Below are 26,147 nucleotides of genomic sequence, written 5' to 3'. Positions count from 1 at the left end.
ATGAAGTTTGGCTTTGATATAGATGACACATTAATTGATTTACGAGCACATGCCTTTTCTCTTTACAATCAAAAACTAGGGAAGAATGTTTCCTTTGAAACCTTTCAAGTCTTACAACGAGTAGAAATTCATGAACCTTTTGGTTTAACGGATGAGGAAGGCTCAGCAATGTGGAATAGCACATTAGAGGAAATTTATTTTACGAACTGTCCTCCTTTTAAGGACGCCTTAGAAACACTGCAAGCCTTAGCCGAGTCAGGACATGAGATTTACTATATTACTTCTCGTCCTAAGCAGTATTGTGCGCAAACAAAAGCATGGATGGAAGAGCAAGGTTTCCCCATTACCGAAGGACGTTTTTTCTGTGGGATGCAAGATACAGAAAAAGTGGCCATTATAAAAGAGCTTGCTTTAGATATTTATGTAGATGATAAACCAGCTGTGCTGGAAACGCTGAACGACGTAAGGACTAAAGTTATGTTAAAAAATCAATCCTATAACCAACATGTGAATCTACCACGCTTATATGATTGGCAAGAGTTTCAAGGGATGCTACAAAAATAAAGGATTGGTGCAACGAATACCGTTGTACCAATCCTTATTTTGTTAAAATCGACTAAGCTGAAAGGTTGTTAAATCCTGTTTACTTTTGCCGTCAATGATTAAATCCGCTAATACTTCTCCAACGGCACTGCTAAATTTAAAGCCATGTCCAGAAAAGCCTGAAGCGATGATGATATTTTGATGTTCAGGTAAAAAATCGATAATGAAATCTTCATCTGGTGTCATCGAATATTTACATGTTTTTCCGTATTTTAATGCTCCGTGCTGGGGCATGAACTGATCGATAAAGTTTTGTAAGTCAACGCTGTCGGCTTCATCAAATGGTCGTAACGGTTCATTTGGATTAATCGCTTCACCGCCATCATGTCGTCCAAGCTTCAATCCTGTCCCATCAATACTTGGAAAGCCATAGTAGGTCGAATCGGCAAATTCAAAGCAATAGGCTGGAAAAACCTCGTCATGATAAAGCTGCTCATCTGCGTCAAACCATGCAAAAGTTTTCCGAGTCGGTGTTACTGGAATAGTTATACCAATCGTTTGGAGTAACTCCGATGCCCAGGCACCTGCAGTTACAATTAAGTGCTTCGCCTTGTAGATGTTTTGTGCTGTTTGAACTTGTACCATTTCTCCAGCTTGGATGGTCAGTACTTTTTCGTTTGTCTGTAGGCTTGCCCCAGCTTCTAAAGCTAATTTTTTATAAGCTCGTATACATGCTTCCACACGAAGGACACCTGCTGTCGGCTCAAAATAAGCTACTAAATTTACTGGCAAGGATAGCCCTGGCCACTTATTCATTGCTTCAGCTGCTGAATAGTATTCGAGTGCTAAGCCATAAAATGCTGCACTAGCTTTCACGTTCTGAATAAAAGCACAAGTTGGTTCGCCAATATTTACTACCCCTGTTTGTAAAAATAAATGTTCGTCTGCTAGCGTTTCGAGCTCCTGCCAAAGCTCCCCAGCTCTTTTGACAAAAGGCACATAACTAGCGCCTTCCCCATAAGCATAACGGATAATTCGTGTGTCCCCATGATGGCTACCTTCCTGATGAGGGGGAGTATAAGTATCTAGCATAAGGACTTTTTTTCCAGCCTTAGCTAAATAATAACCAGCAGCCATTCCCATAGAGCCAGCACCCACAATTATGACATCATATACCATTTTAATCCCTACTTTTTTGCTCTAGTATAACAGATGAATCGTTAAGGAAACAGAAATTTTTGAAATTAAATAAGCACAGCACCTACTCTCCTAATGGAGGAAGGTGCTGTGCACGTCAGATTTACTACTTTGAGCTTGGTAGAACTTTGTTGAGGATAATAGCAACGAGGGCAGCAGTTGCTATGGGTGAGCCAAATAAATATTGAACAGTTGTAGGTAACGAGTATAAGAAATCATCAGGCAATAAAGAAAGAGCTAACGTTAAAATGATAGGGATTGCTATCACATACATTTCCTTTTCACCAATACGTTCATTTTTCATGACCTGTAAACCACTAATGGCTATTATGCCACAGACAATCACAAATACACCACCGATGACGGCAGACGGAATTGCTGAAATCAGTGCAGCTAATTTACCAGAGAACCCGAAGACGATAAACCAAATACCCGCAGCGATAAATACTCGACGGCTTGCAATCCCTGTAATAGAGATAACACCTGCATTGGTAGAGTAGCCCGTAACTGGAGTTGATCCTAATAATGAAGCAATAAAGCAACCAATTCCTTCACCAATAACACCACGATTAATTTGTTTATCTGTTAATGGTTTGTCGATGACATTGCTGATCGCAAACCATGTTCCAGTAGTTTCTGCCATTAAGACAATATAAATAATGACCATTGTGATAATTGCTGAAATATTAAAGCTAAAGCCAAAATCTGCGAAGGGAATTTGTGGCATACTAAACCATTTTGCTTGCGATACTGCTGATAAATTTAAAACACCCATCATATTTGCTGCAATACTACCAGCGATTAAGGCAATGATAACGGAAGTAATACGGAATAGACGTCCTTTTTGATGAAAGACCGTGCCTAACATAACACAAATAATCAAGACAATTGCTGAAATTAACGCTAAATAGATATTTTGGTTAATGGATGCACCTGCTCCATTAAAAATATTATCACTTAAACCGACAGGCATTAAGGATAGACCAACCACAAAAATAATTGTTCCTCCAACAATTGGTGGAATAAATGTTTTGACAATTTTATTGAAGATGCCTGTATAGCCTAAAATAATGACTAAAATAGCTCCTATTAAGCTAGCACCTAACACAGTGCTCCAGCCTAAATCACCACTACCGCTTGCTGCATAGATCCCAACAATGGCGCCGAGTGGGACATAGGAAGGGCCTTGTGCCATCGGTAATTTCATACAAAAATGTGTTTGTACAATCGTTGCGATTCCTGCCGCAATAAACGTTGATTGAATTAATGCACTTGCCTGGCCAGTTTGTAAGCCGATAAGCATGGCAATTAAAAATGGGACTACGTAAACATCCATTGCCATGACATGCTGTAACCCTAGAAGGGCTGATTGACCAATCGAGACTTTTTCATCTGGTAATACGGTTAACTGGGTTTTTCTTGTTTCATTAGTTTGTTTATTAAGTTGCGTTTCCACGAAGATGTACACCTCAAATAATTATTTAGTTACTATAGAAATTAGAGAATCAATATTACTCTCTCGTATGAACTTTATTTCCTTGCACCCAAACCTCACGAATATTTTCTGGACGCACAAGATACATCATTTTTTGAAAAATATCGCGTAAATCTTCATTCTGATCAAAAATAGGGAGCTTGGCAGAAGGGATTTTTGTATCAATGATCTGTACATCCCATGTATAGTGTTCCTGTAAACGGCCTATTGGAAGGCTTAGGCTTTCTCCACCGCCAGCTGTTGCTAAATAAAATGCCTCATTAATGGTAATACGTGAATTTGGAACACCACGTTGATCAGCAGCTATAGCTGTATCTACACCATCCTCTAACATTCTCGATGACATAACAGCCTGTCTTGCATTATCAAAAAGACTTGGAGAAAATCCTCCTGAAACATCTGAGCCTAATCCAATATCAACACCCATCGCATGGAAGCGGGCGATAGGAATGACACTATTAGCAAAATAGGCATTGGAGATTGGACAATGGCCAATGGCAGTACCAGTTTCAGCAAATAGTCGTGCATCGTCATCACTTAAGAAATTACAATGTGCCATTACAGATTTTTTACCTAATAAACCAAAGTCATGTAAAGCAACAGCATCATTTTTATTAAATCGTTCTTTAACATAGCCATGCTCCCAGTCACTTTCGCTACAATGCGACTGAATATGTGTATCATATTTTGCAGCTAATTCACCTAAACCTTTTAAGGCATTGTCAGTACAGCTTGGTATAAAACGTGGTGTCACAACTGGATAGACACCTTGTTTAGTTGTTTTGGCTAGTTCTTTTACTGCTAAAATAAACTCTTCTGTATCGGCTAATGCTGTTTGTGTGTTTGCATCACGATAAAAATCTGGATTTTGCTCTGGATCATCCATGACCACTTTTCCGACTAGTCCTCGTTGGCCCTTCTCTGCGCAAATTTTAGCTAAAAGAACGCTTGCCTCTTTATGGACTGTCGCAAAATATAAGGATGTTGTTGTTCCATTGGCAAGAAGCGTGCCTACTAAATCCTCATAGACCTCTTGGGCAAACGCTAAATCCGAAAATTTTGATTCGATAGGGAAAGTGTATGTGTTCAGCCAATCATAAAGAGGAATATCTAGAGCTGTACCTGATTGAGCCCATTGCGGCGCATGGACATGTAGATCGACAAACCCTGGTAAGAAATATTGCCCTTCAGATAATTGATGGAAATTATTTTGATGTTGATATGTAGTTAATAGTTGCTGGTAATCAGTATGTTCAGGAGCGATTGTTTTATCAATCATGCCGTCAGCATTAATGAAAAATAAATAATCTTTTAAGATTTGAACCTCAGTAGCAGATTTACTTGTAAATGCTGTCCCTTTGAAAATATGCGTATATTCAGTCATAAAAACCACCTTAATGTTCGTTTATTGATAATAACATGGATTATTATAGGCTATTTAAACTATCAAGTCTATAAAAAAACGAATATTGATGAATTAACAAGAGGATTTAAAGAGCATTTTCAACTACTATTTGACAGCTTTGACAAGCGTTGATGGATGGATAAACAAAGTAATTTGAGAGCGTTACACAAATTGGATAGTTTGCCGTACTAGCTGCAATAAGACTACTAGTAGTCTTAGACATTAGATGATAAGCAGAAGAAGCTAGAAAGGAATCGATGATGAATTTCTCGATTCCTTTGAGATTGGACACGTTTACTATCAAATCGATTGATTGATGATGTGGAGAAAGTTATTAAAGGATGAGGAATGATGCTGTTCATTTTTTCTAGTACAAAGATAGATAGGACGCTGAATATCGATATCCTTTATAAAGACACGCGATACTTGTTGCTGTTGGATAAAGCTAGAGGCTGCAATGGAAGGGGCTAGCATAGTACCGAATCCTGCTGCAATAGCATGGATTGATTCATTAATTCCATCTAGTTGTAGTCCGACCTGAGGTGGGGGAATCTTATGCACCTTACATAAAGCATTTAAGTATTCTTTTGTGGAGCTACCATCTTCCCTTGTGACAAAGGGCTGTTGCATAAGTTCTGCTAACGATACAGTTTGATCCGCTAGTGGGTGATTATAGGGCACGATAAACCAATAATCTAAGTTCATTAAAAATTGATAATTGATATCTGGGTGATGTCCATCCTCTTTGACAATAAAGGCTAAATCTACCTTATAATGCAGTAATTCCTCAATTACTTGCTGCGAGTTAGCCGTTTTTAAATGAATATTTGTAGCTGGATAGATTTGCTTAAAATAAGCAAGCCATTTGGGTAATAAAAAGTGAGAGGGGACATGTGTAGATGCGATTTGTAATTCTTCGTTGCCAGTATTTTTTAGCTGCTCTATTTTATTTTCGATATCCTGCTCTAAATCAAATAATCGCTGAGCCTGTTTATATAAAAAAGCGCCATTTTGTGTTAGTGTAATACCTCTCCCTTTAGATTCCAGCAAGGTTAAAGCTAGTTCCTTTTCTAAATTTCGTATTTGTATAGTGACGGCTGGCTGACTAATCATAAGAGCTTGGGCTGCTTTGGAAACACTATTGAGCTCGGCCACTTTCGTAAATAAACGTAGTGCATGTAAATTCATGATAGACACACCTTTTATAAAATATTTTTATGCTTTTATATACATTATATATTAGATTTATTAATCTTCACTCTGTATTCTTTTAATTACAGTAGGGAACTGGGGAGGGGGATGAACACTTGAATCGACAGCATATGGGGATTGTTTTTGGGGGAATATTATTATTGGTTGTAGCGATGGGGATTAGTCGCTTTGCTTTTACACCGATTTTGCCATTTATGCGCCGTGATGTAGGATTTTCATTAGAAGTAGCTGGGTTTTTAGCCTCAAGCAATTATATTGGCTATTTTATTGGAGCATTATGGGCGGGCTTTATTTATCGTCAACGCAAAAAACTTTTATTGACAAGTGTTGTTTTCAACGTCCTTTCAGTAGGCTTAATGGGATTAATAGAGCTGTATAGTGTATGGCTAGTGCTTCGTTTAATCGCAGGTATTACAGGGGGCTTAATTTTTGTCTTGACGTCAAGTATTGTGATGGATTATTTGGCGAAACATTCACTGTCACGATGGTCTGGCTATGTCTTTAGTGGGATTGGTTTAGGGATTGCGATTTCAGGTTTATGTGTACCTATTATTGAAGCTAAATTTGCGTGGCAAGGTACATGGCTAGGATTAGGAATATTGTCAGCGGTTTTATTACTCATGACAACTATTTTGTGGAAGGGTTTAGAGGCTAAGGACGGCTTAAAAGTTGCAAAATCACTAGATACGAAAATGACAAAGGGCTTTATGCCATGGCTGATCGTGTCTTATGGATTAGAGGGCTTAGGTTATATTATTACAGGAACTTTTTTAGTTGATATTATTCATAATATCCCTTCTCTACAGGCTTATTCCTCGTATAGCTGGGTGATGGTGGGGCTAGCAGCGATACCATCAGCACCAGTCTGGACAGTTTTATTAGAAAAATTTTCGGCAATAAAAATTTTGTTTGTGGCATACATATTTCAAGTGATAGGCATCTTGTTACCCGTATTTTCACAAACTGTATGGAGTGTATTGTTAGCATCGTTTTTATTCGGTCTAACCTTTGTAGGAATAGTCACACTAACAACATCCTATGCACGTCAGCTTTTTCCGACCCAGAGCGGATTCGTTGTATCTCTATTAACAACCTTTTATGCTTTTGGACAAATTATTGGTCCAATTATCGCAGGAAAACTGGTAGAAGTTTATAGCAGCTATAAAGCAGCACTTGTCTTTGCAGGGGTAATTGTATTTCTTGCATTACTTGTCATGGTTGTTGGCAGGTGGCTCACTGTCAAAAAAGAAGCTGTCGCTGAACAATCCATTTCAATATAACGCATAAAAGCCAGAAATCCTATTGGGATTTCTGGCTTTTCTCATTTACTTAAAGAAGCCGTGCCTCTATCTACATGATATTAAAAGATATAATAAAAGTCTATATATTTTTTTCTTTATATGGAAAAATAGACAAGTGCACAAGAGACGTAACGTTACGATTCTACTTTGAAATGAGGTCTTTATATGAATACAGAACAAGCCATTCAACGCTGGAATCTATATGCAGAAAGGTATACAGCTAACTACGATGAGCAGGGTGACATTCATCGTGTAGTACTGTTAAACCCCACCATCTTTGCATTGTTGGAAGAGATCAATGGAAAGCATGTATTAGATGCAGGGTGTGGAGAAGGCTATTTAAGCAGATTACTGGTGAAGAAGGGTGCAAGAGTAACAGCGGTTGATTTTTCACAAAAAATGCTGGACATTGCTAAGGAAAGAACGCCACAGAAGGATGCTATTCAATTTTTACAAGGGAACTGTGAAAAATTAGCGTTTCTAGCAGATGAACAATTTGATTGTATTGTTTCGAATATGGTTCTCCAAGATTTAGAGGATTATCAGGCTGCTCTATGTGAGATGTATCGATTATTAAAACCTACTAGCACTTTTATTTTTTCGATTTTACACCCATGCTTTGTGACACCAAATAGTGGATGGATGAGACATGTGGAGCTAGATCAGCAATATTGGAAAGTCCAACGTTATTTTTATGAAGGGGTGTACCAACAGCTAGATGCTGAGCCACCAATCATTCTGTACCATCGAACATTAACAAGCTATGTGCAAGCAATTAGGCAAGCTGGATTTATGATTGAGACTATTGTAGAGCCAAAGCCATCAGAGGAGATGCTAGAGAAGTATCCTCAATTTAAGGAAGATTTGCATTGTGCAGATTTTATTGTTTTTAAATTAAGAAAATAAAGGAGAAGTAACCATGCGTTTATTCCATATCAGTGAAGACCCTACTATTACGATTTTTCATCCTCGACTACCTGAGCGACCAGATTTAGATGCCACCAAAGGGCTTGTATGGGCGATCAACGAGAGATGCTTGCCGAATTATTTAACGCCAAGAGATTGTCCACGTGTTTGTTTTCATGCAGGAGAACAGACAACAGAGCAGGACAGACAGCACTATCTAGCTCAAGCTTCTCATGTAGTAGTCATAGAAAACAAGTGGTTGGAAGTATTGAAGAATACAAGTCTTTACCTATATGAGTTTGATAGTAATGGATTCACATTACAGGATGATATTGCTGGCTATTATACAAGTGAATTAACACAAATGCCCATCAATGTCTCAGAGATCGAAGATATAGAGAAAGCATTATTAGAGCGTAATGTTGAATTGCGAATGGTAGATAGCTTGTGGGAAATCCATGATGAAATCCAGCATACAAGCTTAAATTGGTCGATGTGCAGAATGCGCTTTGCACAGCCTAGACATTAAAAATAAGCCTCGTCATGCACCTAATGCATGGCCGAGGCTTGAATGTTTAATTAGACAGTAGATGCTTGTTCAATTGGTGCTGAAGAGATATTGACCAATTTTTTGTCTTGATAGGTAAAAATATATTCATAATTAGTTGTTTCCTTTAGCATTGTGGGTAAATAATATTTTAAATCCGCAATGCCCACATTTTCAGGGTGGAAAATCCAAGTAAGTTCCTTCCAATCTAGAATACCCTCAGCAACCTTTAGAGGGGTTACATATGTAAAAGATTCAGGTAGTTCCGCTATAAACGCATACATACAACCATAGTTAATATCGCCATCTGTCCATGTAATTTTTCCTTTATACGTAATATCCTCGACAGTAATACCTGTCTCTTCTTTAATTTCACGGATTGCACAAGCTAATGGTGTTTCATTCTGTTCAATTTTACCACCAACACCATTCCATGCACCCATCCACTGCGGCTTATCTCTATTCAGCAAAAGGATATGATCACCCTTCTTTACAAAACAAATAGTAAATTCAATCAAATTTATTCCTCCTTGTTAATTAGCTATCCGAGCGAGAGGGCGACCAGCCTGTAAGCTGACTCCATTGATTAGCTTGTTTTAAAATTTCCCAAATGATCGCTTCTTTAGAGTTTGTATATAGTTGTCGGTTATTTATGTATTTTTCTGCAAATTCATATTTTACCTGCTTGTAGCGACGACAGTAATTTGGATGACAGCGCAAAAAATCTCGAAATAATAAGGCCAGCTGTTCTGCCCAACTACCAGCCTGTCGAACATGAATATGTACTCGTCTATGACCAGGAGCCTCTCGAAAATAGCGTTTAGACTTGTCTGGATTGTTTGCTCGATAAATAAAATCAAGACATTCTAGTGGTCCTTTAAACGCTTCCAATGGCGTAAATGATGCTACGGATAGTTGTATGTCAATCACTGGTTTCGCTGCTAAGCCTGTTATAGAAGTTGAGCCAATATGATCAATTCTCAGTGCGTTGTCTCCTAGGGCCTCACGTAATCGAGAACCTATGCTATGAAATTCTTTAGCCCATTCATCTGTATATGGCAAAATTAAAATAGGATCGGACATTTTTTCCTCCTTTGGATAGCTATTTAAATAGTGTATCAAAAAAAGAGCAGATCACGTAAAACATTCTAATGTGAGCATGTTATAGTTGTATAAAGATAGTTGAAGGAGTGAGGAGCTATGATTTTAATTAGTGCCTGCTTAGCTGGAATAAATGTTCGTTATAATGGTACGAACAGTCTAGATGAAAAAATACAAAAGCTTGTGTTAGAAAATAAAGCTGTCACCGTTTGTCCTGAGTTAATGGGAGGTTTTACAACGCCACGCGAGCCTGCTGAAATTGTTGGAGGAAATGGTCATGATGTTCTTGATGGGAAAGCAAGGGTCGTTGAAAGATCTGGACGTGATGTTACAGAATTATACCTTAAAGGAGCGAATGCGACCTTACAAAAAGCACGCGAAATAGGTGCAACAAAGGTTGTCTTAAAGGAGTATAGCCCATCTTGTGGTAGTGCCATGATTTACAATGGGGAATTCAATGGCACTAAATTAGTTGGTGTGGGAGTAACGACTGCATTACTACAAAGGCATGGAATTGAGGTAGTGTCGGAAGAGCAATTTCTAACAAATTGAACCCAACATGACTGCGATTTTAGATGAGGGGGTAACCTTTGTCATTGGAAACGTCTGAACAGATGGGAGGTGGGTGATATGCCATTAACCTTTGCACATCCAGCCGTAATTTTACCTTTTTCAAGACAAAGTAAATACATACATTTTTCAGCATTAGTATTAGGAAGTATGGCGCCTGATTTTGAATATTTTTTAAGAGGCAGACCAATAGGCGAGATTGGACATAGCTTAACAGGTTTTTTTACTTTTAATCTACCTCTTGTAATCTTGCTCTATCTAATTTATCGAGCATGTATTCAGCAACATCTAATTAATCATTTACCGATATGTTTGCAGGACATAGCTAACCAACGAACTTCCAAAAGTAAACTATTCAATGTCATGGTATTTAGCTATTCAGCTTTATTCGGAATGTTAACTCACGTGGTCTGGGATTCGTTTACTCATAAAAATGGATTTATGGTCACGCAAGTATCTATTTTAGCTGAAATAATGCCACTGTTTGGTTTACAGATTCCTCTTTATAAATACTTGCAACATGGTAGTACTTTAGTTGGCATCACACTAATGATTTGCTATGTCTCTTATAGGGCAGCTAATCAACCAAAGAAATTCTTACCAAGTATTCAGCCTAAACAAAAACTCATCTTTTGGCTTCAAGTACTTGGATTGGCATTTTTCTATGTATGTATTTGGTGCTTAATAAATGAGGTTTCACTAAGGAGCTATGGTGTTTGGGTGGTTCGCTTTATCGATTCTAGTTTCTTGAGCCTGTTAACGATTTGTTTGCTACATACACCTCGTCACAATAACATCAAGGTAAAAGGACTTCCATAAACGGGAGTCCTTTTGGTTATTGTATCTTTTGAAAACCCCTTGCTATGCGAGGGGTTCCAAAGGGCTTCTAGCTATGGACAAGAAAAAAACCCCAGCCGTACAATGAAATCAGGTCTGGTCAACCGACTTCGTACGAAAGGGGCTCCAAATGGATAATAAAAGTTTAGCACACACGACATGGAATTGTAAGTATCACATCGTCTTTGCGCCAAAATATAGAAGGCAGATTATTTATGGAAAAATCAAAGCAGATATAGGTAGAATTCTTCGCCAGTTATGTGAAAGAAAAGGAGTAGAAATCATTGAAGCTACAGCCTGTCCTGATCATATTCATATGTTGGTGAGTATTCCACCAAAAATAAGTGTTTCATCGTTTGTAGGTTATTTGAAAGGGAAGAGTAGTTTAATGATATTCGATCGGCATGCGAACCTGAAATACAAATATGGAAATAGGAAGTTTTGGTGTCGCGGATATTATGTAGATACAGTAGGTCGAAACAGAAAAATCATACAGGAATATATAAAAAATCAATTGCAAGAGGATATTCTTGAGGATCAAATGACTATGAAAGAATTCATTGATCCATTTACAGGAGAAGAAATACAAGCAAAAAAGCGAAAATAATAAAACCACTTTAGTGGTAGCGTGAAAACGGAGTGCGGTTGGCGGACCTTTCAGTGTGTCTTTAGACATGGGCCAGTACCCCAGCGTTTCACGCGTAGAGCAAACCACCAGTTAGACTGGTGGTTCTGATTTCCTTTTTAGCTTAGATAAAAGGAAGAATAGAGTGATAACGAAACCAGCATAGACTAGTATCCAGGCAAATTGCCAATAAAACTTACTAGGTATGGATGTTATTTGATCGCCAATAGCCAACATTTCTAAAGAAAGATGGACAGGGGGAAGAACCCAAATAAGACCATTTAGTTGGTCAAGTGAATCCTTTAATGTTGCTAATACTATGGCAAACAATAATACACTAATAACTCCCCACCAAGTATTTTGTTTATTTTTAACAAGGTCTCTTGTAAACAGAGCGGATAGGGCCATACCTAAAGTAGCCAAAGTAAAATGGGCAAAAAATCCAAGAAATAGGTGAATAAAGCTTGGCTTTTCAGCAAAAGCATGGATGACTACTGGGTAAATGATAGATACAAAACTTAAGCTGAAAGCAATTACTATATTAATTATAAATAGGCTGACATTATATGGTGTTGAACCATTCGCATGCAGTATCGTAATCTTTTTTTGCCCTTCATCCTCTGAATGAAACAATGTCACGGTAAACCAACCCATCAGGAAAAAGAGGATAATAGATGTAAAGGAAAAGCTATCTAATATAGGGTTTGGAACAAATGTATAGTTGATTACAAGACATAAAATGAAAATAGAAAAAGGTGGCACATACTGATAGGTTCTCGCGTAATTGCTTAATTGATAACGCATTAAACTAATCATTTGCTATAAATATCTCCTTATCATTGATTGGCATAAGTTGTTTGATAGAAGCTTTTTTTAGAAGTAGCTGTTGTAAAAGATCGTCGGTATGCTGTGCTTGATAGCGAATATTAACTTCGTAAAAACCAGTAGCCAATTGTGTCTGGTGGTTAATTTCTATTAAATGAGATAGGTCCTCTAAGTATGTAGGATTAGAAATATCAAAAATTAATTGATTATAGGTTACATCCTTCAAGGGTAAATCTGTCCGCATCACTTTTTTGTTGTGAATCATGAGAATCGTATCCACGACATGGTCCAAAAGCTTTGTTTCGTGACAGCTTAAGATAATCGTCATTCCTTGTTGTTTGAGGCTATGTAGAGTTTGTTCCAACTCATTTTGTGTTGTAAGGTCTAATCCTGATAAAGGCTCATCTAATATCAACAAATCTGTTTCATCCAGCATCGCCTGCATAATCATTATTTTTTGTTTCATCCCTTTAGAAAAGTTGATAATACGAGTATTATGAACATCTACTAAGCTAAAAAGTTCTAGTAAATAATTTATTCTCGGTAATAGTTCTTGTTTAGCCATTCCACGGATTCGCCCCATCTGATAAAGATATTCTTGAGGCGTAAATAAAATATGAGAAGGGGAAACTTCTGGGACATAGCCAATTTTTAAGTTTTGTTTGGAAGGAATAATTGAACCATGGTCAGGCGTAATAAGACCAGCAATCATTTTTAATAGCGTGCTTTTGCCAGAGCCATTTTTCCCAACGATAGCAATGATTTGGTTATGATCGATTGGAAATGAGACATTATCTAAAATTTTTATGCCCCTGTATTGCTTGGTGATATTTTGTGCGTTAAACAAACTATTCATAAATCTAACACCTACTTATTTGGGTTTTGAAAGGAAACTACCCTAATTGTAAGACACTAGATGTTTGTTTGGCAAAAGAAACCATTTTAAATAAAGAAACAGTAAGGATCTTCTCTAAAGGGGGATGGATCCTTACTGTATTTTTTACAATGAGCGATATTTTTTTAAACTGATAATATTTAATGTAATAAAAACGAGGGCGAAACAGGCAAGAACGCTGATATTCACTACGATATCAGGGAAGGTATAACCTTTATACATAACATCATTCAATGCGTCCGCTGCATAGTAAAGAGGCATGATACGTCCAATGTTTTGAAGCCATTCTGCCATACTATCGAGCGGAAATATACCTGAAAAGAATACTTGCGGAACAATAACAATCGGGATGAATTGCATCATTTGGAACTCTGAAGCAGCAAAGCTTGATAGCAAGGCACCTAAGGATAACGATACAAGGGCAACCATCATATTAATGAGAAAGACAAGCCAGATTGAACCTACATGAACGATATCTAGTACATAAATACCAAATAGCACGATAATAATCGTTTGCAAGAAGGCAAATAATCCATAGCCAATCATATAGCCTGCTACAATTTCAGAGCGTTTAATAGGTGTCGCAAGTAGTCGCTCCAATGTCCCTGAAGTACGTTCCTTTAGTAAAGCGATTCCTGTAATTAAAAAGACAAAGAAGAACACAAAGAAACCAATTAACATGGGACTAAAAATATCAAAAATTGCCGTATCCTCATTACCATAAACATAGTCCGTTTCTAAACTGTCTATAGCAGCGTGTGAAGGTTGTAACATTTGCGCAAGCTGCATCGTTAACGCTTTTGCTTGGGAAGGGTCATCATTTAATAACGTTAACTTACTATCATTTTGCTTGATTGTAAGCCAGCCATCATACTCTTTATCTTGTAGCTGCTTTTTCGAAAAATCATCATCCTCAATAATTGTAAAATCGGCATCTTTTAATTTATCGATTAGTGGTGCGGGTCCATTCGTGACAACAAGTGTGACAGAAGTTTCGTTACTATTAAATATAAAATACATTAAGGATAAGACGAGAAGCGGGGCAAAAAATAATAAAGCGAGTGTCCGTTTATCTCGTTTCATTTGCTGAATAATTCTTGTGACAATTGCACCTATTCTCATTGTACGTCACCTCCAGCTTTTAAAAATACTTCATCAAAATCTTTTGCCTGGTAATATTCTTTTAACGCTTGTGGTGTGCCTTGCGCAATAATATGACCACTTCTTAACATAGCTAATTGATCACACTTTTCTGCTTCATCCATCGCATGTGTCGTCACTAAAATCGTCTTTTGTTCCTCTTCTTTTAACCGAATAAGTTCCTGCCAAATTTCTTTTTTTAAAACAGGATCAATACCAACGGTTGGTTCATCTAAGATTAATAGTTTAGGATTTTGGATGAGAGCAATAGCAAGAGATAATCGACGTTTCATTCCTCCCGAATAATTGATCACTTTAAGATGTAGGTCATCAGTTAAACGAACAAGGCTTGCGGCATAGGCTACACGCTCCACTCTTTCTACCTTTGACAAGGAGTAAAGCTTTGCAAAAAAATGAAGATTTTCTTCACCTGTTAAATCTGTATAAAGTGCATCTGATTGTGCCATATAGCCAATATCATTCAATAATTGCTTATGGGGAACATCTAAATCTAACACTCGAATGTGACCATTATCAGGCTTTAGCATGCCCATAATCATTTTGATTAGCGTCGTTTTACCACAGCCTGACGGACCAAGTAAGCCCATTAACTGTCCTTTAGGAATAGCTAAAGAAAGGGGGGCAATAACTTGCTTGTGGTGAAATTTTTTTTCAAGGGATTTAATAGAGATTGCTTGGTTGCCCATACGGACCTCACTCCTTCACTGAACACAATGTTGATTTGATAAAAATTTTACGGTAGCATGTGAGCAAATACAATCAACAGTTTGCCAGCATGTGTTAAGTAAATGGAGGGAATTTGTGTGTCGGTACATGAAAAAATGAATTTTGAAACGAAGCAAGCCATTAAAAAGGCACTGATTCTGCAAGTAGAGGAAGTGGCCTTTGAACGTGTGACCGTAAAAAAATTAGCATTAGCAGCTCAAATTAATCGTGGAACGTTTTATCTACACTATGCGGATAAATATGCCGTAATGGAGGATTTGCAACAAGAGCTCTTAGTGGAATTAGAACGCTATGTGAAGCATGTTCAACCAGTCGATGCTTTTCAAACATTAAAAATGGGCCAACTGTATCAACCATTTATTAATGTTATAGCCTGCATAAAGGAACATGCCCCAGCCTTTCGTATGCTATTAGGAGAGCAAGGAAGTCCGGGCTTTACACAAAAAATGAAAACAATCTTTGGCAATCATATATTAGATAGATTATCCGTTATACGCGAGGAAGTGCAAGATCCAGAATTTCAGCAATACCTACAAGCCTTTATCGCATCTGCCATTTTGGGGGTAATTCAGGAGTGGTTAGACAAGGGTAATGAGAACTTAACCGTAGATGAAATGGTTTCTCTCCATTTCCGATTATTGCGTTTCTTAGGGAATGTTGTAGCCAATACGTAAGGGTGAAAATCTGATATAGATTCAGGGAACCTGATTGACTATATGAATACATTATATTTTCACAGCATCGAGCAGGTAATATCATGATCTAATAAAAAGAACATGATTGGGACTATTTTAAATAGTCTCACTCATGTTCTACTAGTATTTGCTTTATTTTTCATAGTATTCGTTCAACGCAACTTCTAAACGCTCTTCTAAATGCTTGGAAATATAGCTTAGGACAAACTGCTCTTTTTCCATCTCGATTTGGGCGGATTTGAACATCTTGGTGAAAAAGCTAATTTTATTGTTCGTTGAAAATTCCTGTAATGCTTCTGTACGTAGTGTAGAGACAATTTCATTTTCAATATGACGCTCTCTAATTTTTTGCACAATATCCTTTACACTGTTTTCTTGTAGCTCGGTAATTTGCTTTTGGAGATGCTCGTTTTCCTGCTTTAGTTCTAACGTTTCTTTTTGAATTTCTTCCACTTGAAGGACTGAATCAGTCGATAAGCGTTGAATGTTTTCGACAAGAAAGTCCTGATTAATGTTAACTTGTAACGTCCCTTGCTCTTCATTCGGCAAAATTTGAAAGAGCCCTGTTTGGATCATTTGTTGTAGGACGTTTCCAAGAACATCAATTTTATGGGTTAGATCCTCTGAATCCATGGTCGTTGCCGTAATTTGATGTTTAAGTAACTGACCGTTATCATCAAGACCTAGCAATAATTTTATCCCTCTCACACGATACTCATCCTTCAGTAACAAAATCATTCTTAGCCTTACGATAGCAGGCAAGTTTAAACGGATATTCCCATGTACGTTCGGTGAAGCATTGTCAAATACATATTGCTCAAACGGTTTTAAATAGTAGCGAAGCATAGCGTCTGTGATATTAAACCAGCCCGCGACTTCTGCTATTGTATAGTGTTTGGATTCATCGATGTCTGCTAGATAGGCATCATTATAGAGGTTCTCCTCTAAAGGCGTATGTTGTAGTGCAACAAACAATGGGTCATCTTGCACAATTCCGAGTACCAATTCTTTTGCATCATTTACTTTAAGCATCCTTTCACACCCCACTTTATTTTTCCCCTGACTAATTGTTCTCTATATAGGTTTCTATTCGATTGGAAGCAATTGTATGCCTATTTTATGTAGGAAATAATCATTAGAACGAATTACCTTTTAAGCTTTTATGACTCTTAAGAAAATTTTAAGAATTCTCCTCGCAATTCGTTAAGAAATGCTCTTTATAGTTAGAACCATCTACATGAATGCAAAGTGAGGAGAAATTTTCATGCAATTTATTACCTTTCTTACTGAATTTATAAAACATCCTAAAACAATTGGAGCAATTTCCCCGAGCTCTAAAAAATTAGCTTATAAAATGATACAACCTATTTGTTTTGAAACTGCACAATGTATTGTCGAGCTAGGACCAGGAATGGGCTCTTTTACAAAGGAGCTTGTGAAAAGAAAAAAGCCAGCTACATGGCTTGTACTCATTGAACATAATCCGAATTTTTGCGAGAAATTACGTCAACAGTTCGCTCATGAGGCCTATGTTATTGTAATCAATGGCTCTGCAGAAAATATGAAGCAATATATAGACGAGTTGCATATTGAAAAAATAGACTATGTTATCTCTGGGCTACCATTTACATCTTTAAAGTCAGAAGTATCATGTTGCATTTTAAATAATGTGAAGGATTGTTTGGATGATGGGAAATTCATCACGTTCCAATATTCACTTGTGAAAAAAGCATTCTTCCAACGCTATTTCGCGGAGATCTCACATGAAAAAGTGTGGATCAATATGCCCCCAGCATATGTCTTTAGCTGTCAACTTGGAAATACGAGGGTAAGCTAATGGAGTTGCAGGATCTCTTACTATTTATTGATCAATATGGCTATTTTGCATTGTTTTTCAGTTTATGGCTAGGCATTATCGGGATGCCACTCCCGGATGAGATGATTGTAATGAGTGGTGGTTTTTTATCGTCATTAGATACAATGAGTGTATGGAAATCCTTTCTAATTACTTATTTAGGTGTTGTTTCAGGCCTTTCACTAGGGTATGTTCTAGGTAGACAATTTGGTCAACGAGTGCTCGATAAACTTATGAAAAAGAAAAAAGCAAAGTATTTATTGCAATCCAAAGATTTGCTTGATAAATATGGGCGTTTTGCTTTAGTCTTTAGTTATTTTATCCCGATTGTTAGACATATTCTTCCGTACTTGGTCGGGATGAATCATATGTCCTTTAAAACTTATGCCATATTCTCGTATACAACAGGCTTTGTTTGGACATTAATTTATTTCATACTTGGGCACTTATTTGGTAGCCAGATTGAGTATATTTCTTTGCTTGCTACTAAATATGGTATCTATTTAGGTATCGTCATCGTCATAATCAGCTTGCTTTATTATTTTTATATTCGAAAATTAAAAAAATAGTTAAAATAGGGAACATTCCTATTAGTAAAATATTTGAGGTATGGTGGGGTTAGATGAGTAATGAAACAATTTTAATTGTTGATGATGAAAAAGAGATAAGAAATCTTATCGCTATTTATTTGAAAAATGAGGGCTATCATGTGCTAGAGGCATGTGATGGGGAAGAAGGCTTGCAGCTACTGAAGAAGCATCAGGTACATTTAATAGTACTCGATTTAATGATGCCTAAAGTGGATGGTATAGAAATGTGTATGAAGGTAAGAGAAGTAGCGGAAATGCCGATTATCATGCTTACTGCAAAGTCACAGGATATGGATAAAATTGTTGGTTTAACAATAGGGGCTGATGATTATGTGACAAAGCCCTTTAATCCATTAGAGTTGATTGCACGCATTAAATCACAGCTTCGGCGCTATCTTAAAATGAATGGCTTAAATAATAGCAATGGTGAGGAAATGGAAATCGGTGATTTGCGTCTCAATACAGCGACTCATGAAGTCTTTGTTAACAATGAAAAAGTAAAATTAACACCAAGAGAGTTTGCTATTTTGGAACTACTTGTAAGTAATCCGGGCATCGTGATGAGCGCAGAGCAAATCTATGAAAAGGTTTGGAAAGAGGAAGCTTTCCAATCAGAAAATACAGTGATGGTACATATACGAAAAATTCGTGAACGTATTGAAACAAATCCAAGAAATCCACAATATATCAAAACTGTCTGGGGAGTAGGATATAAAGTTGAAAAAGATCTTTAGGCTATTCTTAAAACTACTGGGGCCCCTCCAGCGTATTTACAGAAAAATAAAGAATAATATAGAGCGCAGCATTAGAATTCAATTATTTACAACCTTTATTTTATGTGCACTTGGAAGCTTTTTAGTATCACGGGCAGTCCTCCCTTTATTTGAGAATATTAATGACACTGTCATCGTTGATTATAGCTACAGTATGAAGATGATGTATTATCAGGCACAAGATACAGCAAAATTAGCGACCCAAGAAAATAATGTGAATGTGTTGAGGCAATTGATTGAACAAGAAGATGAAAATTTCGAAAGTGACCAGAATGCTTTAAAAATTGTAGTAACAGATGAGGTAGGGAAGGTTTTATATAAAACAAAGCAGGTAAAAGAGTCACAAATTGATTTACATGAAGAAATTAGAAAGGTCATGGATTTTACAATTAATCAGCCGTTTGATCAAGCGTATCCTGATACGATTGAAACTTCTCGTAGAGAATTTTCAACATTAGTACCTCTGACCTTGCAAGATAAAAACTATTATTTTTTCGTAAGTGGCCTTCCACAAGGTGAAGCCATTACAAGTACGAGTGAAGGACCTATACCTTTTTTCATTGGTATTATTTTATTTATTGTATCGTTCTTCTATATAACCAAGCGCAAAATGAATCAAATAGAAGCGTTAGCAGAGGGGGTATTGGAAATAGCAAAGGGGAATTTAGCCTTTCGCATTGAGAAAAAAGGGCAGGATGAAATTGCTTTATTAACAGATAATATTAACCAAATGGCAGAAGAAATCATGACAAGTATCGAAATGGAAAGGAAAATTGAGCAACAGAAAAATGAGCTCATTACAAATGTTTCACATGATCTGAGAACACCGCTTACCTCCATAATGGGTTACCTACGGCTATTAAGAGAGGAAAAATATGAGACAAAAGAGCAATACGACGAATATTTGAAAATAGCCTTTTCTAAATCCGAGCAATTAAAAAATTTAATTGATGATTTATTTGAATATACAAAGCTAACAAATGATAAAAATGCTTTAGTGCGACAACAAGTCTGTTTAAATGAGCTACTCGATCAATTAATGGAGGAATTAGTGCCACTTGCAGAGGAGAAACAACGCATTTTTAAGAAGCATTTTTCAGAAGAGCGAGTTTTTGCGGCGCTTGATTCAGAAAAAATTGTTCGTGTGTTTGATAATTTATTAATCAATGCGATTAACTATAGTACGGGTGACGGAAAAATAATCGTTTCTCTTGAAGGGCAAGGCGATCATGTGCGTATTGGTGTAGCAAATCAAAGTGACGCCTTTACACCAGAAGAGCTTGATAGTTTATTTGAGAGGTTTTATAAAAAGGATCAGTCAAGAACGAATGTAACAGAAGGCTCTGGGCTGGGTCTAGCGATTGCCAAAAGCATTGTGGAGCTTCACGGAGGAACCATTCACGCTACATATAAAAATAAGACATTGTACTTTATTATCACATTGCCATTAACGACTTAATCCAAATCACAGTGGGTAAATGGTGATGGTATGATGGATTTGCTTAACGTGTGAAAGCATTTCCTGCATGGTTGCTAAGTGAGCTATGTCCTTTATTAAAAGTTGAATTTCTGTCTGCTTGTACTGTCGTTGAAAGTCAAAAATATAGTCTCTAATAATGGCTAAATTATGAGGATGTTTCATTTCTACCTCTACAAAAAATGGCAATGTTACATCGGGAAGTTTTGTACTGCCCCCGCGACGAATCCAGACCGATTCTTGCACATAATAACGGATAGGTAATTGGCGGTTACTAGCGATAAAAATATCCATAAAAAGCTCCTTTCTATATCTAATTAAAGCCTAAAGGAATTACGTTCAGCCGTCAAAGGAAAACATGAAAAGAGCTGTTCAGTGGGGGAAATCTACTGAACAGCTCTTTTAGTAATGAAAATAATAGATAGAACACTCAAACTGATGGATAGTCATACGCGTCTATTGATTCTAAAAAATATTGAAGTATTGGTGATTGTACATCATCCTTACGATAAATAAACCAGGTAGGAATATGTGCTTGCTTATTCGTTAATTCGTGCAGAGTTAGTGTTTGTGTTGCCATATATTTTTCCGCAATAGCACGAGGAAGTAAAGTAATACCTAATCCAGCAGCAACGCAGCCAATTATACCATCAAGCGTACCAAATTCCATTCTATTTTGAGGACGTACTCCGTCTTCGTGTAACCAATGCTCCAAAATGGCTCGATAGGAACAGCCATTTCGGAACGTAATCACAGTGCTACCCTCTAAGTCTCTCAAATTTTTAATGGGCTTATGCTTAGAAGATGTGATAAAAACAAGCTCTTCACAGATAAACTCCTTCACCAATATATTTTCTTTATATACAGGCCCGGTCACGAATGCACCATCTATTTCATAGTTTTCTAACCGTTCAATATTATGCTGAGATGGACTAGTCAATATAGTGATATCAACCTGTTCATGGGCTTGATGGAATGGTGTTAACAGTGCTGGTAAGTGAAGTGCTGCTGTAGTTTCCATTGAACCAATGCGCAAAATTCCTCTTTGTTCCTCTGTATTTTGTAAAATCTCAAACGATGTATCATAGAGATGAAGCATCTTTAATACCAGTTCGTAAAATTGTTCCCCTTTAGGTGTTAGTTGAATGCCTCGATGCCCCCGATAAAAAAATGTTGTATGATACATAGCCTCAAGATTTTGGATTTTCATAGAGATATTTGATTGCGTGTAATTAAGTGCTGTAGCAGCTTTTGAAAAACTCCCTGCTTGGACGACTGTTCGAAAGATCTTTAAATCATTAATATTCATTGGCCCTCCAGCTATCAATTTTTTTGATACTAATTATAACGAATTGAACATATTTGTGATAGCTAATTATTCGATATAGTGGAGAAGAGAAGGAGTGATACGATGCACAAACAAACAGTTCAATATTTAATAGGTGGTATTTTTTCTTTGATCATTGCCATGGGCATTGGTCGTTTTTCCTATACGGTCATTTTACCTTATATGCAAGAAACAGTTGAATTTAGCCGTTCGACTGCTGGTTATTTAGCAACAAGCAACTATTTAGGCTATCTAATAGGGGCAATAGTGGCAGGTCGTTTAACCTTAGAGAATAAACGTATTCCGTTTTTGCAAATAGGGCTAATTATTAGCATTCTTACAACTGCATTTATGGGCTTTACAGATAATGTTGTTTTATGGTATATACTTCGGTTTATCTCTGGAGTAGTGAGCGCTTTTATTTTTGTAGTGATTGCTAGTCTTGTACTCGATCAGTTGGCTAGTAGTAGTAAAATGCATTTATCAGGATTTTTCTATAGTGGGGTTGGTGTAGGGATTGCATTAAGTGCCATTATTGTGTCACCCATACAGGCAATCTACCATTGGAATGGCACATGGATTGCGTTAGCTTTGTTTTGTATTCTATTGTTTGGCATTATCGTACTATTCATCAAACCTATTAGGCCAAGTGAACAACAACGGATACATGAACCCACTACATCGAAGAGAACTCCACCAAAGAAATGGATGAAGTGGTTAATGATGTCCTATAGTTTAGAAGGGCTAGGTTATATTGTCACAGGTACTTTTATTGTATCGATTGCGCGAGAATCAACAAGCTTTAATGGGGATGCTGCCTTTGTCTGGTTTGTTGTGGGAATAGCTGCCATTCCATCGTGCTTCGTATGGTCAAAGCTAGCGCAGCAGTATGGTTATGTAAAAACATTATTTGTATCCATGATCGTTCAAGCAGTTGGGATTATTTTACCTGCATTTGCCTCGAATACGATTACACTCTATGCTAGTGCCTTTATTTTTGGCGCTACTTTTATGGGCATCACAACAGTTAGTACAACGCTAGCAAGACATATAGCTCCTATTAATAGCCATAAAATTTTAGGTTATTTAACGGCTGGCTATGCATTTGGACAAATGATTGGGCCATCCATTGCAGGAAAGCTTGCCAATATAACCAATAGCTATCACTATGCATTGATTAGTGCTGCAGTAGTCGTAGCTATTGGAGCTTTCTGTTTAATCGGTGGCCTAAAATATGAAACACATGAAACTGTAACCTCTCCAGTAAGTAAATAAACAAAAAAAGTAAGTAAGACTATAGAAGCCTTACTTACTTTTATATTAATGGATATCTCGCTTCTTGAAGTTACCGCCGCGAACCTCCGAAACATCGGAAATAACAACAAATGCACCGTCATCAATATCTTTAATAATCGAAACTAATTTATTTTCTTCCATACGGTTAATGACACAATTTAAAATTTCAGTTGGTTCATTGGAGAAACCACCTCGTCCATGTGTATAGGTAACACCACGACCTAGGCGTGCTTGGATGGCATCACCAATTTCCTCAGATTTTGCACTGACCACACGTACTTCTTTTGATTTTTCTAAACCAACTTGGATTATATCAATAACATTTTTTGCAATATAGTATGTTAATGCTGAGTATAATGCGCTTTCTAAGCCGAAAATAAAGCTTGCCCCTAAGAAAATAAAGGCATTGATAAATAATATAATATCACCGACTGAAAATGGAATCTTACGTGATAATAGTACGGCTAACACCTCGGAACCATCTAAAGCTCCACCGTTTCGTAAGACAATACCAATACCAACACCAAGTAGCATACCACCAGATAAGACAATCAGTAAGGGATCATTTGGTCCTAAAATGGTTTTGACATCATGTAAAAGAACCGTAGAAATGGATAATGCTGCGATACCAGCACAACTCATTAAGGCAAATGTTTTTCCTACTTGCTTGTAGCCGATATAAATGAACGGAATATTTAGTACAAAGAGCAGTACGCCTAACGGAATGCCAAAGAGGTGAGCGCCCATAATACTTAAACCCGTAACACCACCATCAATAACATCATTAGGAATTAAAACAGCTTCTAATCCGTACGCCGCAATAACTGCGCCAATAATAATCATGATTAATTTTCTTATGTTTTGAAGTAACTTTCCTTTTTTCATAAATCTTCTCCATTTCTTTACGTAAAATACTACCTAAGGTTTTGGAATAATATTTAAAGCAATCGTTTTTGTTTCAGAACCTTTAGTTGAGTCGGCCATATTATAGTATTTAGTTAATAATTCGTTTAATTCATTATCAAAGTTCTTGAATTGCTCCGTTGTTAATGTCAAATCAATGAAAGAAAAAGTTGCTAAATCTGCAGTACTTTCTTTTTCATCAAGGGATTGTAAATAATTTTGATATTGAGAAAGTAAAGCTAATTGATAGTAAGAAATATAATTTAACTTTTGCTTGGTTGAAAGTTGTGTCCAATCCTCCTTACTAAGTTTTGCTGCTCCTTCATTTAATGCATAAAACTTCTCTGTAACAGAACGTACTTTACGCTCTTTCACAATTTTTATGATGTTTTCATCCACTAAAATTTGGATATGCCGATATAAAGTAGCCTGGGGTACATCCTTAATAACAGAAATCATCTCTAAAGTGCTTAAGCCTTCTTCTTTATTGTGCATAAGAGCTTGTAAAATTTTCATTCTCACAGGGTGCATTAATACCTCTGCTTTATTACGCATAAATCGATCCTCCTATCAGATAAAATGAGATAGTATCAAGGGAAGCAATCAAATGTTATCAATATGAGAACATTATCAAAAAATATACTATAGATTTTTTTTTGAGATGTACAGTAAAAAGGTAATGTAATTTTTTAAGATTTCTGTTATCATTATCGATAACGATAATGAAAGGGGCTATATTAAGATGAAATTACATTACCGTTTTGAAGACTTAGGTCAAATTGATTGGGCAAGTATACTACCAATCCTTTTACCTTTTTTATTCGTAGGATTTTTACTTATCGTTGTTGCACTAGTCGATTTATATCGGCACCGAGAGACGAGAGAAAATATACTGATGTGGGCAATTATTATTTTATTCTTTAATACAATTGGTTCTGTTCTATATTTCGTGATTGGCAGAAAGGATGTAAATAAACATGCGCTTAGAAATTAATAATATTACAAAAAAGTTTAAATATAAGACGGCTGTGAATAATTTTTCAATGGTTATCGATACGAATGAATGTGTAGGACTTATTGGACCAAACGGGGCAGGGAAAACCACATTAATTCAAATCATTGCTGACATTCTTAATGCAGATGAAGGAGACATTGTACTTGATGGACAAAAAATTTCAAAGATGAAAAACAAAATCGGTTATTTACCACAGTATCCTAATTTTTTCTCCTGGATGACAGCATTTGAAACTTTATCCTTTATGGGGACACTTTCTGGTATTTCGAAAAATCAACTACAAAAGGACATTCCATTTCTTTTAGAAAAAGTGGGCTTAGGGAAAGAAGCACATGCTCATGTCGGAACATTTTCAGGAGGAATGAAACAGCGTCTTGGCATCGCACAAGCTTTATTACACAAGCCAGCTTTCATCATTATGGATGAACCAGTATCAGCGCTAGATCCCATAGGTAGACGTGAAGTATTGAATTTATTAAACGACATAAAAAAAGATACGACCATATTATTTTCCACCCATATATTAAGTGATGTAGAGGAAATTTGCGAACGCTTTGTCGTGATTAAAAATGGTTACAAAATAGAAGATGCGTCGAAATTAGAGTTACTTAATCGCTATCAAGACTCAGCTATCTTTTTAATGATTCAAAAGAAAGATGTTAAGTGGCTCACAACGATTGAACATTTACCGTATGTAAAGAGAATCGAAAGTAGTGGTGATGGTTTTAAAGTATACGTTAATCAATTGGAAGCGGATGCCCATCGATTGCTACAGTACGGCTTGGATTCAAACGTGTTATTTACAAAGTTTGATCTTGGCTTTCAAGAAAGCTTAGAAGAAATATTTTTAGAATTGGTGGTGTGACGTGG

At 36.8% G+C, this 26,147-nt stretch carries 30 protein-coding genes; 15 read left to right on the top strand and 15 right to left on the bottom strand.

Annotated elements, in window-relative coordinates; all coding sequences use genetic code 11:
- Positions 1-564 carry a 5' nucleotidase, NT5C type gene (locus SJW71_RS17425; protein ID WP_431811277.1) on the top strand — a complete coding sequence of 188 codons (564 nt, stop codon included), beginning with the start codon at positions 1-3 and terminating at the stop codon, positions 562-564.
- A 42-nt stretch (positions 565-606) separates the two neighbouring features.
- On the opposite strand, the gene solA is transcribed toward SJW71_RS17425, so the two are convergent.
- The 4 genes from solA to SJW71_RS17405 all read right to left on the bottom strand — a co-directional run bounded on the left by solA (position 607) and on the right by SJW71_RS17405 (position 5,828).
- Positions 607-1,722, bottom strand: a complete 1,116-nt coding sequence (solA, locus tag SJW71_RS17420) for an N-methyl-L-tryptophan oxidase (protein ID WP_431811276.1) — start codon at positions 1,720-1,722, stop codon at positions 607-609.
- A 124-nt stretch (positions 1,723-1,846) separates the two neighbouring features.
- Complete coding sequence (locus SJW71_RS17415) at positions 1,847-3,196, bottom strand: uracil-xanthine permease family protein (RefSeq protein ID WP_431811275.1); 1,350 nt, start codon at positions 3,194-3,196, stop codon at positions 1,847-1,849.
- A 55-nt stretch (positions 3,197-3,251) separates the two neighbouring features.
- A complete protein-coding gene (gene guaD / locus SJW71_RS17410) occupies positions 3,252-4,619 on the bottom strand; it encodes a guanine deaminase (RefSeq protein ID WP_312505444.1) in 1,368 nt (455 codons plus the stop codon).
- Between the two features lie 321 nt (positions 4,620-4,940).
- A complete protein-coding gene (locus SJW71_RS17405) occupies positions 4,941-5,828 on the bottom strand; it encodes a LysR family transcriptional regulator (RefSeq protein WP_407133208.1) in 888 nt (295 codons plus the stop codon).
- 119 nt (positions 5,829-5,947) lie between these two features.
- Here SJW71_RS17405 and SJW71_RS17400 point away from each other — a divergent pair, with 119 nt between their 5' ends.
- The 3 genes from SJW71_RS17400 (at position 5,948) to SJW71_RS17390 (ending at position 8,588) form a co-directional block, all read left to right on the top strand.
- Positions 5,948-7,132, top strand: coding sequence for a YbfB/YjiJ family MFS transporter (locus SJW71_RS17400; RefSeq protein WP_429979472.1), 1,185 nt, complete (start codon positions 5,948-5,950; stop codon positions 7,130-7,132).
- A gap of 186 nt (positions 7,133-7,318) precedes the next feature.
- Positions 7,319-8,059 carry a class I SAM-dependent methyltransferase gene (locus tag SJW71_RS17395; RefSeq protein ID WP_322610376.1) on the top strand — a complete coding sequence of 247 codons (741 nt, stop codon included), beginning with the start codon at positions 7,319-7,321 and terminating at the stop codon, positions 8,057-8,059.
- 13 nt (positions 8,060-8,072) lie between these two features.
- A complete protein-coding gene (locus SJW71_RS17390) occupies positions 8,073-8,588 on the top strand; it encodes a DUF6886 family protein (RefSeq protein WP_312505451.1) in 516 nt (171 codons plus the stop codon).
- Between the two features lie 50 nt (positions 8,589-8,638).
- On the opposite strand, the gene SJW71_RS17385 is transcribed toward SJW71_RS17390, so the two are convergent.
- Positions 8,639-9,124, bottom strand: coding sequence for an NUDIX hydrolase (locus tag SJW71_RS17385; RefSeq protein WP_312505452.1), 486 nt, complete (start codon positions 9,122-9,124; stop codon positions 8,639-8,641).
- Between the two features lie 19 nt (positions 9,125-9,143).
- Entirely contained in the window at positions 9,144-9,689 is a 546-nt protein-coding gene (locus SJW71_RS17380; protein WP_431811274.1) for a GrpB family protein, read from the bottom strand.
- 117 nt (positions 9,690-9,806) lie between these two features.
- Between SJW71_RS17380 and SJW71_RS17375 the strand changes: the two genes are divergently transcribed.
- The 3 genes from SJW71_RS17375 to tnpA all read left to right on the top strand — a co-directional run bounded on the left by SJW71_RS17375 (position 9,807) and on the right by tnpA (position 11,721).
- The gene (locus SJW71_RS17375) at positions 9,807-10,259 is read left to right on the top strand and encodes a DUF523 domain-containing protein (RefSeq protein ID WP_274796232.1); all 453 of its coding nucleotides are present in this window, start codon (positions 9,807-9,809) and stop codon (positions 10,257-10,259) included.
- A gap of 78 nt (positions 10,260-10,337) precedes the next feature.
- Entirely contained in the window at positions 10,338-11,096 is a 759-nt protein-coding gene (locus tag SJW71_RS17370; RefSeq protein ID WP_322610380.1) for a DUF4184 family protein, read from the top strand.
- Positions 11,097-11,244: 148 nt separating this feature from the next.
- Positions 11,245-11,721 (top strand): IS200/IS605 family transposase, encoded by a 477-nt coding sequence (gene tnpA / locus SJW71_RS17365; RefSeq protein ID WP_274797225.1) that lies wholly within the window; start codon positions 11,245-11,247, stop codon positions 11,719-11,721.
- Between the two features lie 111 nt (positions 11,722-11,832).
- On the opposite strand, the gene SJW71_RS17360 is transcribed toward tnpA, so the two are convergent.
- The 4 genes from SJW71_RS17360 to SJW71_RS17345 all read right to left on the bottom strand — a co-directional run bounded on the left by SJW71_RS17360 (position 11,833) and on the right by SJW71_RS17345 (position 15,306).
- Positions 11,833-12,555, bottom strand: a complete 723-nt coding sequence (locus SJW71_RS17360) for an ABC transporter permease (RefSeq protein ID WP_431811273.1) — start codon at positions 12,553-12,555, stop codon at positions 11,833-11,835.
- Positions 12,548-13,420, bottom strand: coding sequence for an ABC transporter ATP-binding protein (locus tag SJW71_RS17355; RefSeq protein WP_431811272.1), 873 nt, complete (start codon positions 13,418-13,420; stop codon positions 12,548-12,550). Before SJW71_RS17355 ends, SJW71_RS17360 begins: the two co-directional genes overlap by 8 nt.
- A gap of 144 nt (positions 13,421-13,564) precedes the next feature.
- Positions 13,565-14,581 carry an ABC transporter permease gene (locus SJW71_RS17350; RefSeq protein WP_341385810.1) on the bottom strand — a complete coding sequence of 339 codons (1,017 nt, stop codon included), beginning with the start codon at positions 14,579-14,581 and terminating at the stop codon, positions 13,565-13,567.
- Complete coding sequence (locus SJW71_RS17345) at positions 14,578-15,306, bottom strand: ABC transporter ATP-binding protein (RefSeq protein ID WP_431811271.1); 729 nt, start codon at positions 15,304-15,306, stop codon at positions 14,578-14,580. The genes SJW71_RS17350 and SJW71_RS17345 overlap by 4 nt, the downstream gene beginning before the upstream one ends.
- 117 nt (positions 15,307-15,423) lie before the next feature.
- Between SJW71_RS17345 and SJW71_RS17340 the strand changes: the two genes are divergently transcribed.
- Entirely contained in the window at positions 15,424-16,020 is a 597-nt protein-coding gene (locus SJW71_RS17340) for a TetR/AcrR family transcriptional regulator C-terminal domain-containing protein (RefSeq protein ID WP_431811270.1), read from the top strand.
- A 153-nt stretch (positions 16,021-16,173) separates the two neighbouring features.
- On the opposite strand, the gene SJW71_RS17335 is transcribed toward SJW71_RS17340, so the two are convergent.
- Positions 16,174-17,073: a hypothetical protein gene (locus SJW71_RS17335; RefSeq protein ID WP_274796240.1), complete on the bottom strand. Its 900-nt coding sequence runs from the start codon at positions 17,071-17,073 to the stop codon at positions 16,174-16,176.
- Between the two features lie 232 nt (positions 17,074-17,305).
- Here SJW71_RS17335 and SJW71_RS17330 point away from each other — a divergent pair, with 232 nt between their 5' ends.
- From SJW71_RS17330 to SJW71_RS17315, 4 genes are read left to right on the top strand one after another with little or no spacing between them, the layout of a single operon-like run.
- Positions 17,306-17,878, top strand: a complete 573-nt coding sequence (locus SJW71_RS17330; RefSeq protein WP_274796241.1) for a class I SAM-dependent methyltransferase — start codon at positions 17,306-17,308, stop codon at positions 17,876-17,878.
- On the top strand, positions 17,878-18,465 hold the full coding sequence (locus SJW71_RS17325; RefSeq protein ID WP_274796242.1) for a DedA family protein: 588 nt from the start codon (positions 17,878-17,880) through the stop codon (positions 18,463-18,465). Before SJW71_RS17330 ends, SJW71_RS17325 begins: the two co-directional genes overlap by 1 nt.
- Positions 18,466-18,518: 53 nt before the next feature.
- Entirely contained in the window at positions 18,519-19,220 is a 702-nt protein-coding gene (locus SJW71_RS17320) for a response regulator transcription factor (protein ID WP_274796243.1), read from the top strand.
- Complete coding sequence (locus SJW71_RS17315; protein WP_431811269.1) at positions 19,204-20,718, top strand: ATP-binding protein; 1,515 nt, start codon at positions 19,204-19,206, stop codon at positions 20,716-20,718. Before SJW71_RS17320 ends, SJW71_RS17315 begins: the two co-directional genes overlap by 17 nt.
- 6 nt (positions 20,719-20,724) lie before the next feature.
- Here SJW71_RS17315 and SJW71_RS17310 read toward each other — a convergent pair whose 3' ends face one another.
- Both SJW71_RS17310 and SJW71_RS17305 read right to left on the bottom strand, forming a co-directional pair.
- Complete coding sequence (locus tag SJW71_RS17310) at positions 20,725-21,030, bottom strand: hypothetical protein (protein ID WP_274796245.1); 306 nt, start codon at positions 21,028-21,030, stop codon at positions 20,725-20,727.
- A 136-nt stretch (positions 21,031-21,166) separates the two neighbouring features.
- Entirely contained in the window at positions 21,167-22,045 is an 879-nt protein-coding gene (locus SJW71_RS17305) for a LysR family transcriptional regulator (protein WP_431811268.1), read from the bottom strand.
- Positions 22,046-22,147: 102 nt separating this feature from the next.
- Between SJW71_RS17305 and SJW71_RS17300 the strand changes: the two genes are divergently transcribed.
- Positions 22,148-23,338, top strand: coding sequence for a YbfB/YjiJ family MFS transporter (locus SJW71_RS17300; protein ID WP_313470526.1), 1,191 nt, complete (start codon positions 22,148-22,150; stop codon positions 23,336-23,338).
- Positions 23,339-23,383: 45 nt separating this feature from the next.
- Here the strand turns inward: SJW71_RS17300 and SJW71_RS17295 are convergent, their stop codons facing one another.
- Together SJW71_RS17295 and SJW71_RS17290 are read right to left on the bottom strand one after the other, a co-directional pair.
- Positions 23,384-24,244 carry a YitT family protein gene (locus SJW71_RS17295; protein ID WP_274796248.1) on the bottom strand — a complete coding sequence of 287 codons (861 nt, stop codon included), beginning with the start codon at positions 24,242-24,244 and terminating at the stop codon, positions 23,384-23,386.
- A gap of 33 nt (positions 24,245-24,277) precedes the next feature.
- The gene (locus tag SJW71_RS17290; protein WP_274796249.1) at positions 24,278-24,817 is read right to left on the bottom strand and encodes a transcriptional regulator; all 540 of its coding nucleotides are present in this window, start codon (positions 24,815-24,817) and stop codon (positions 24,278-24,280) included.
- A gap of 187 nt (positions 24,818-25,004) precedes the next feature.
- Between SJW71_RS17290 and SJW71_RS17285 the strand changes: the two genes are divergently transcribed.
- The gene (locus SJW71_RS17285; protein ID WP_431811267.1) at positions 25,005-25,256 is read left to right on the top strand and encodes a PLD nuclease N-terminal domain-containing protein; all 252 of its coding nucleotides are present in this window, start codon (positions 25,005-25,007) and stop codon (positions 25,254-25,256) included.
- Positions 25,240-26,142: an ABC transporter ATP-binding protein gene (locus SJW71_RS17280; RefSeq protein ID WP_431811266.1), complete on the top strand. Its 903-nt coding sequence runs from the start codon at positions 25,240-25,242 to the stop codon at positions 26,140-26,142. The genes SJW71_RS17285 and SJW71_RS17280 overlap by 17 nt, the downstream gene beginning before the upstream one ends.
- The last annotated feature ends 5 nt before the right edge of the window (positions 26,143-26,147 follow it).

It is taken from the genome of Lysinibacillus sp. FW12 (genome assembly GCF_050817245.1).
Classification (GTDB): Bacteria; Bacillota; Bacilli; order Bacillales_A; family Planococcaceae; genus Lysinibacillus; species Lysinibacillus irui.
Note: the sequence above shows the minus strand (reverse complement) of the source record. Positions and strands in the feature narration are given on the sequence as shown.

Bases quoted from the DNA above. Each gene is read 5' to 3' on its own strand.
- SJW71_RS17425 (WP_431811277.1), top strand. From the start codon at position 1: ATGAAGTTTGGCTTTGATATAGATGACACATTAATTGATTTACGAGCA.
- solA (WP_431811276.1), bottom strand. From the start codon at position 1,722: ATGGTATATGATGTCATAATTGTGGGTGCTGGCTCTATGGGAATGGCT.
- guaD (WP_312505444.1), bottom strand. From the start codon at position 4,619: ATGACTGAATATACGCATATTTTCAAAGGGACAGCATTTACAAGTAAA.
- SJW71_RS17405 (WP_407133208.1), bottom strand. From the start codon at position 5,828: ATGAATTTACATGCACTACGTTTATTTACGAAAGTGGCCGAGCTCAAT.
- SJW71_RS17395 (WP_322610376.1), top strand. From the start codon at position 7,319: ATGAATACAGAACAAGCCATTCAACGCTGGAATCTATATGCAGAAAGG.
- SJW71_RS17390 (WP_312505451.1), top strand. From the start codon at position 8,073: ATGCGTTTATTCCATATCAGTGAAGACCCTACTATTACGATTTTTCAT.
- SJW71_RS17380 (WP_431811274.1), bottom strand. From the start codon at position 9,689: ATGTCCGATCCTATTTTAATTTTGCCATATACAGATGAATGGGCTAAA.
- SJW71_RS17375 (WP_274796232.1), top strand. From the start codon at position 9,807: ATGATTTTAATTAGTGCCTGCTTAGCTGGAATAAATGTTCGTTATAAT.
- SJW71_RS17370 (WP_322610380.1), top strand. From the start codon at position 10,338: ATGCCATTAACCTTTGCACATCCAGCCGTAATTTTACCTTTTTCAAGA.
- tnpA (WP_274797225.1), top strand. From the start codon at position 11,245: ATGGATAATAAAAGTTTAGCACACACGACATGGAATTGTAAGTATCAC.
- SJW71_RS17360 (WP_431811273.1), bottom strand. From the start codon at position 12,555: ATGATTAGTTTAATGCGTTATCAATTAAGCAATTACGCGAGAACCTAT.
- SJW71_RS17355 (WP_431811272.1), bottom strand. From the start codon at position 13,420: ATGAATAGTTTGTTTAACGCACAAAATATCACCAAGCAATACAGGGGC.
- SJW71_RS17350 (WP_341385810.1), bottom strand. From the start codon at position 14,581: ATGAGAATAGGTGCAATTGTCACAAGAATTATTCAGCAAATGAAACGA.
- SJW71_RS17345 (WP_431811271.1), bottom strand. From the start codon at position 15,306: ATGGGCAACCAAGCAATCTCTATTAAATCCCTTGAAAAAAAATTTCAC.
- SJW71_RS17335 (WP_274796240.1), bottom strand. From the start codon at position 17,073: ATGCTTAAAGTAAATGATGCAAAAGAATTGGTACTCGGAATTGTGCAA.
- SJW71_RS17330 (WP_274796241.1), top strand. From the start codon at position 17,306: ATGCAATTTATTACCTTTCTTACTGAATTTATAAAACATCCTAAAACA.
- SJW71_RS17325 (WP_274796242.1), top strand. From the start codon at position 17,878: ATGGAGTTGCAGGATCTCTTACTATTTATTGATCAATATGGCTATTTT.
- SJW71_RS17320 (WP_274796243.1), top strand. From the start codon at position 18,519: ATGAGTAATGAAACAATTTTAATTGTTGATGATGAAAAAGAGATAAGA.
- SJW71_RS17310 (WP_274796245.1), bottom strand. From the start codon at position 21,030: ATGGATATTTTTATCGCTAGTAACCGCCAATTACCTATCCGTTATTAT.
- SJW71_RS17305 (WP_431811268.1), bottom strand. From the start codon at position 22,045: ATGAATATTAATGATTTAAAGATCTTTCGAACAGTCGTCCAAGCAGGG.
- SJW71_RS17300 (WP_313470526.1), top strand. From the start codon at position 22,148: ATGCACAAACAAACAGTTCAATATTTAATAGGTGGTATTTTTTCTTTG.
- SJW71_RS17295 (WP_274796248.1), bottom strand. From the start codon at position 24,244: ATGAAAAAAGGAAAGTTACTTCAAAACATAAGAAAATTAATCATGATT.
- SJW71_RS17290 (WP_274796249.1), bottom strand. From the start codon at position 24,817: ATGCGTAATAAAGCAGAGGTATTAATGCACCCTGTGAGAATGAAAATT.
- SJW71_RS17285 (WP_431811267.1), top strand. From the start codon at position 25,005: ATGAAATTACATTACCGTTTTGAAGACTTAGGTCAAATTGATTGGGCA.
- SJW71_RS17280 (WP_431811266.1), top strand. From the start codon at position 25,240: ATGCGCTTAGAAATTAATAATATTACAAAAAAGTTTAAATATAAGACG.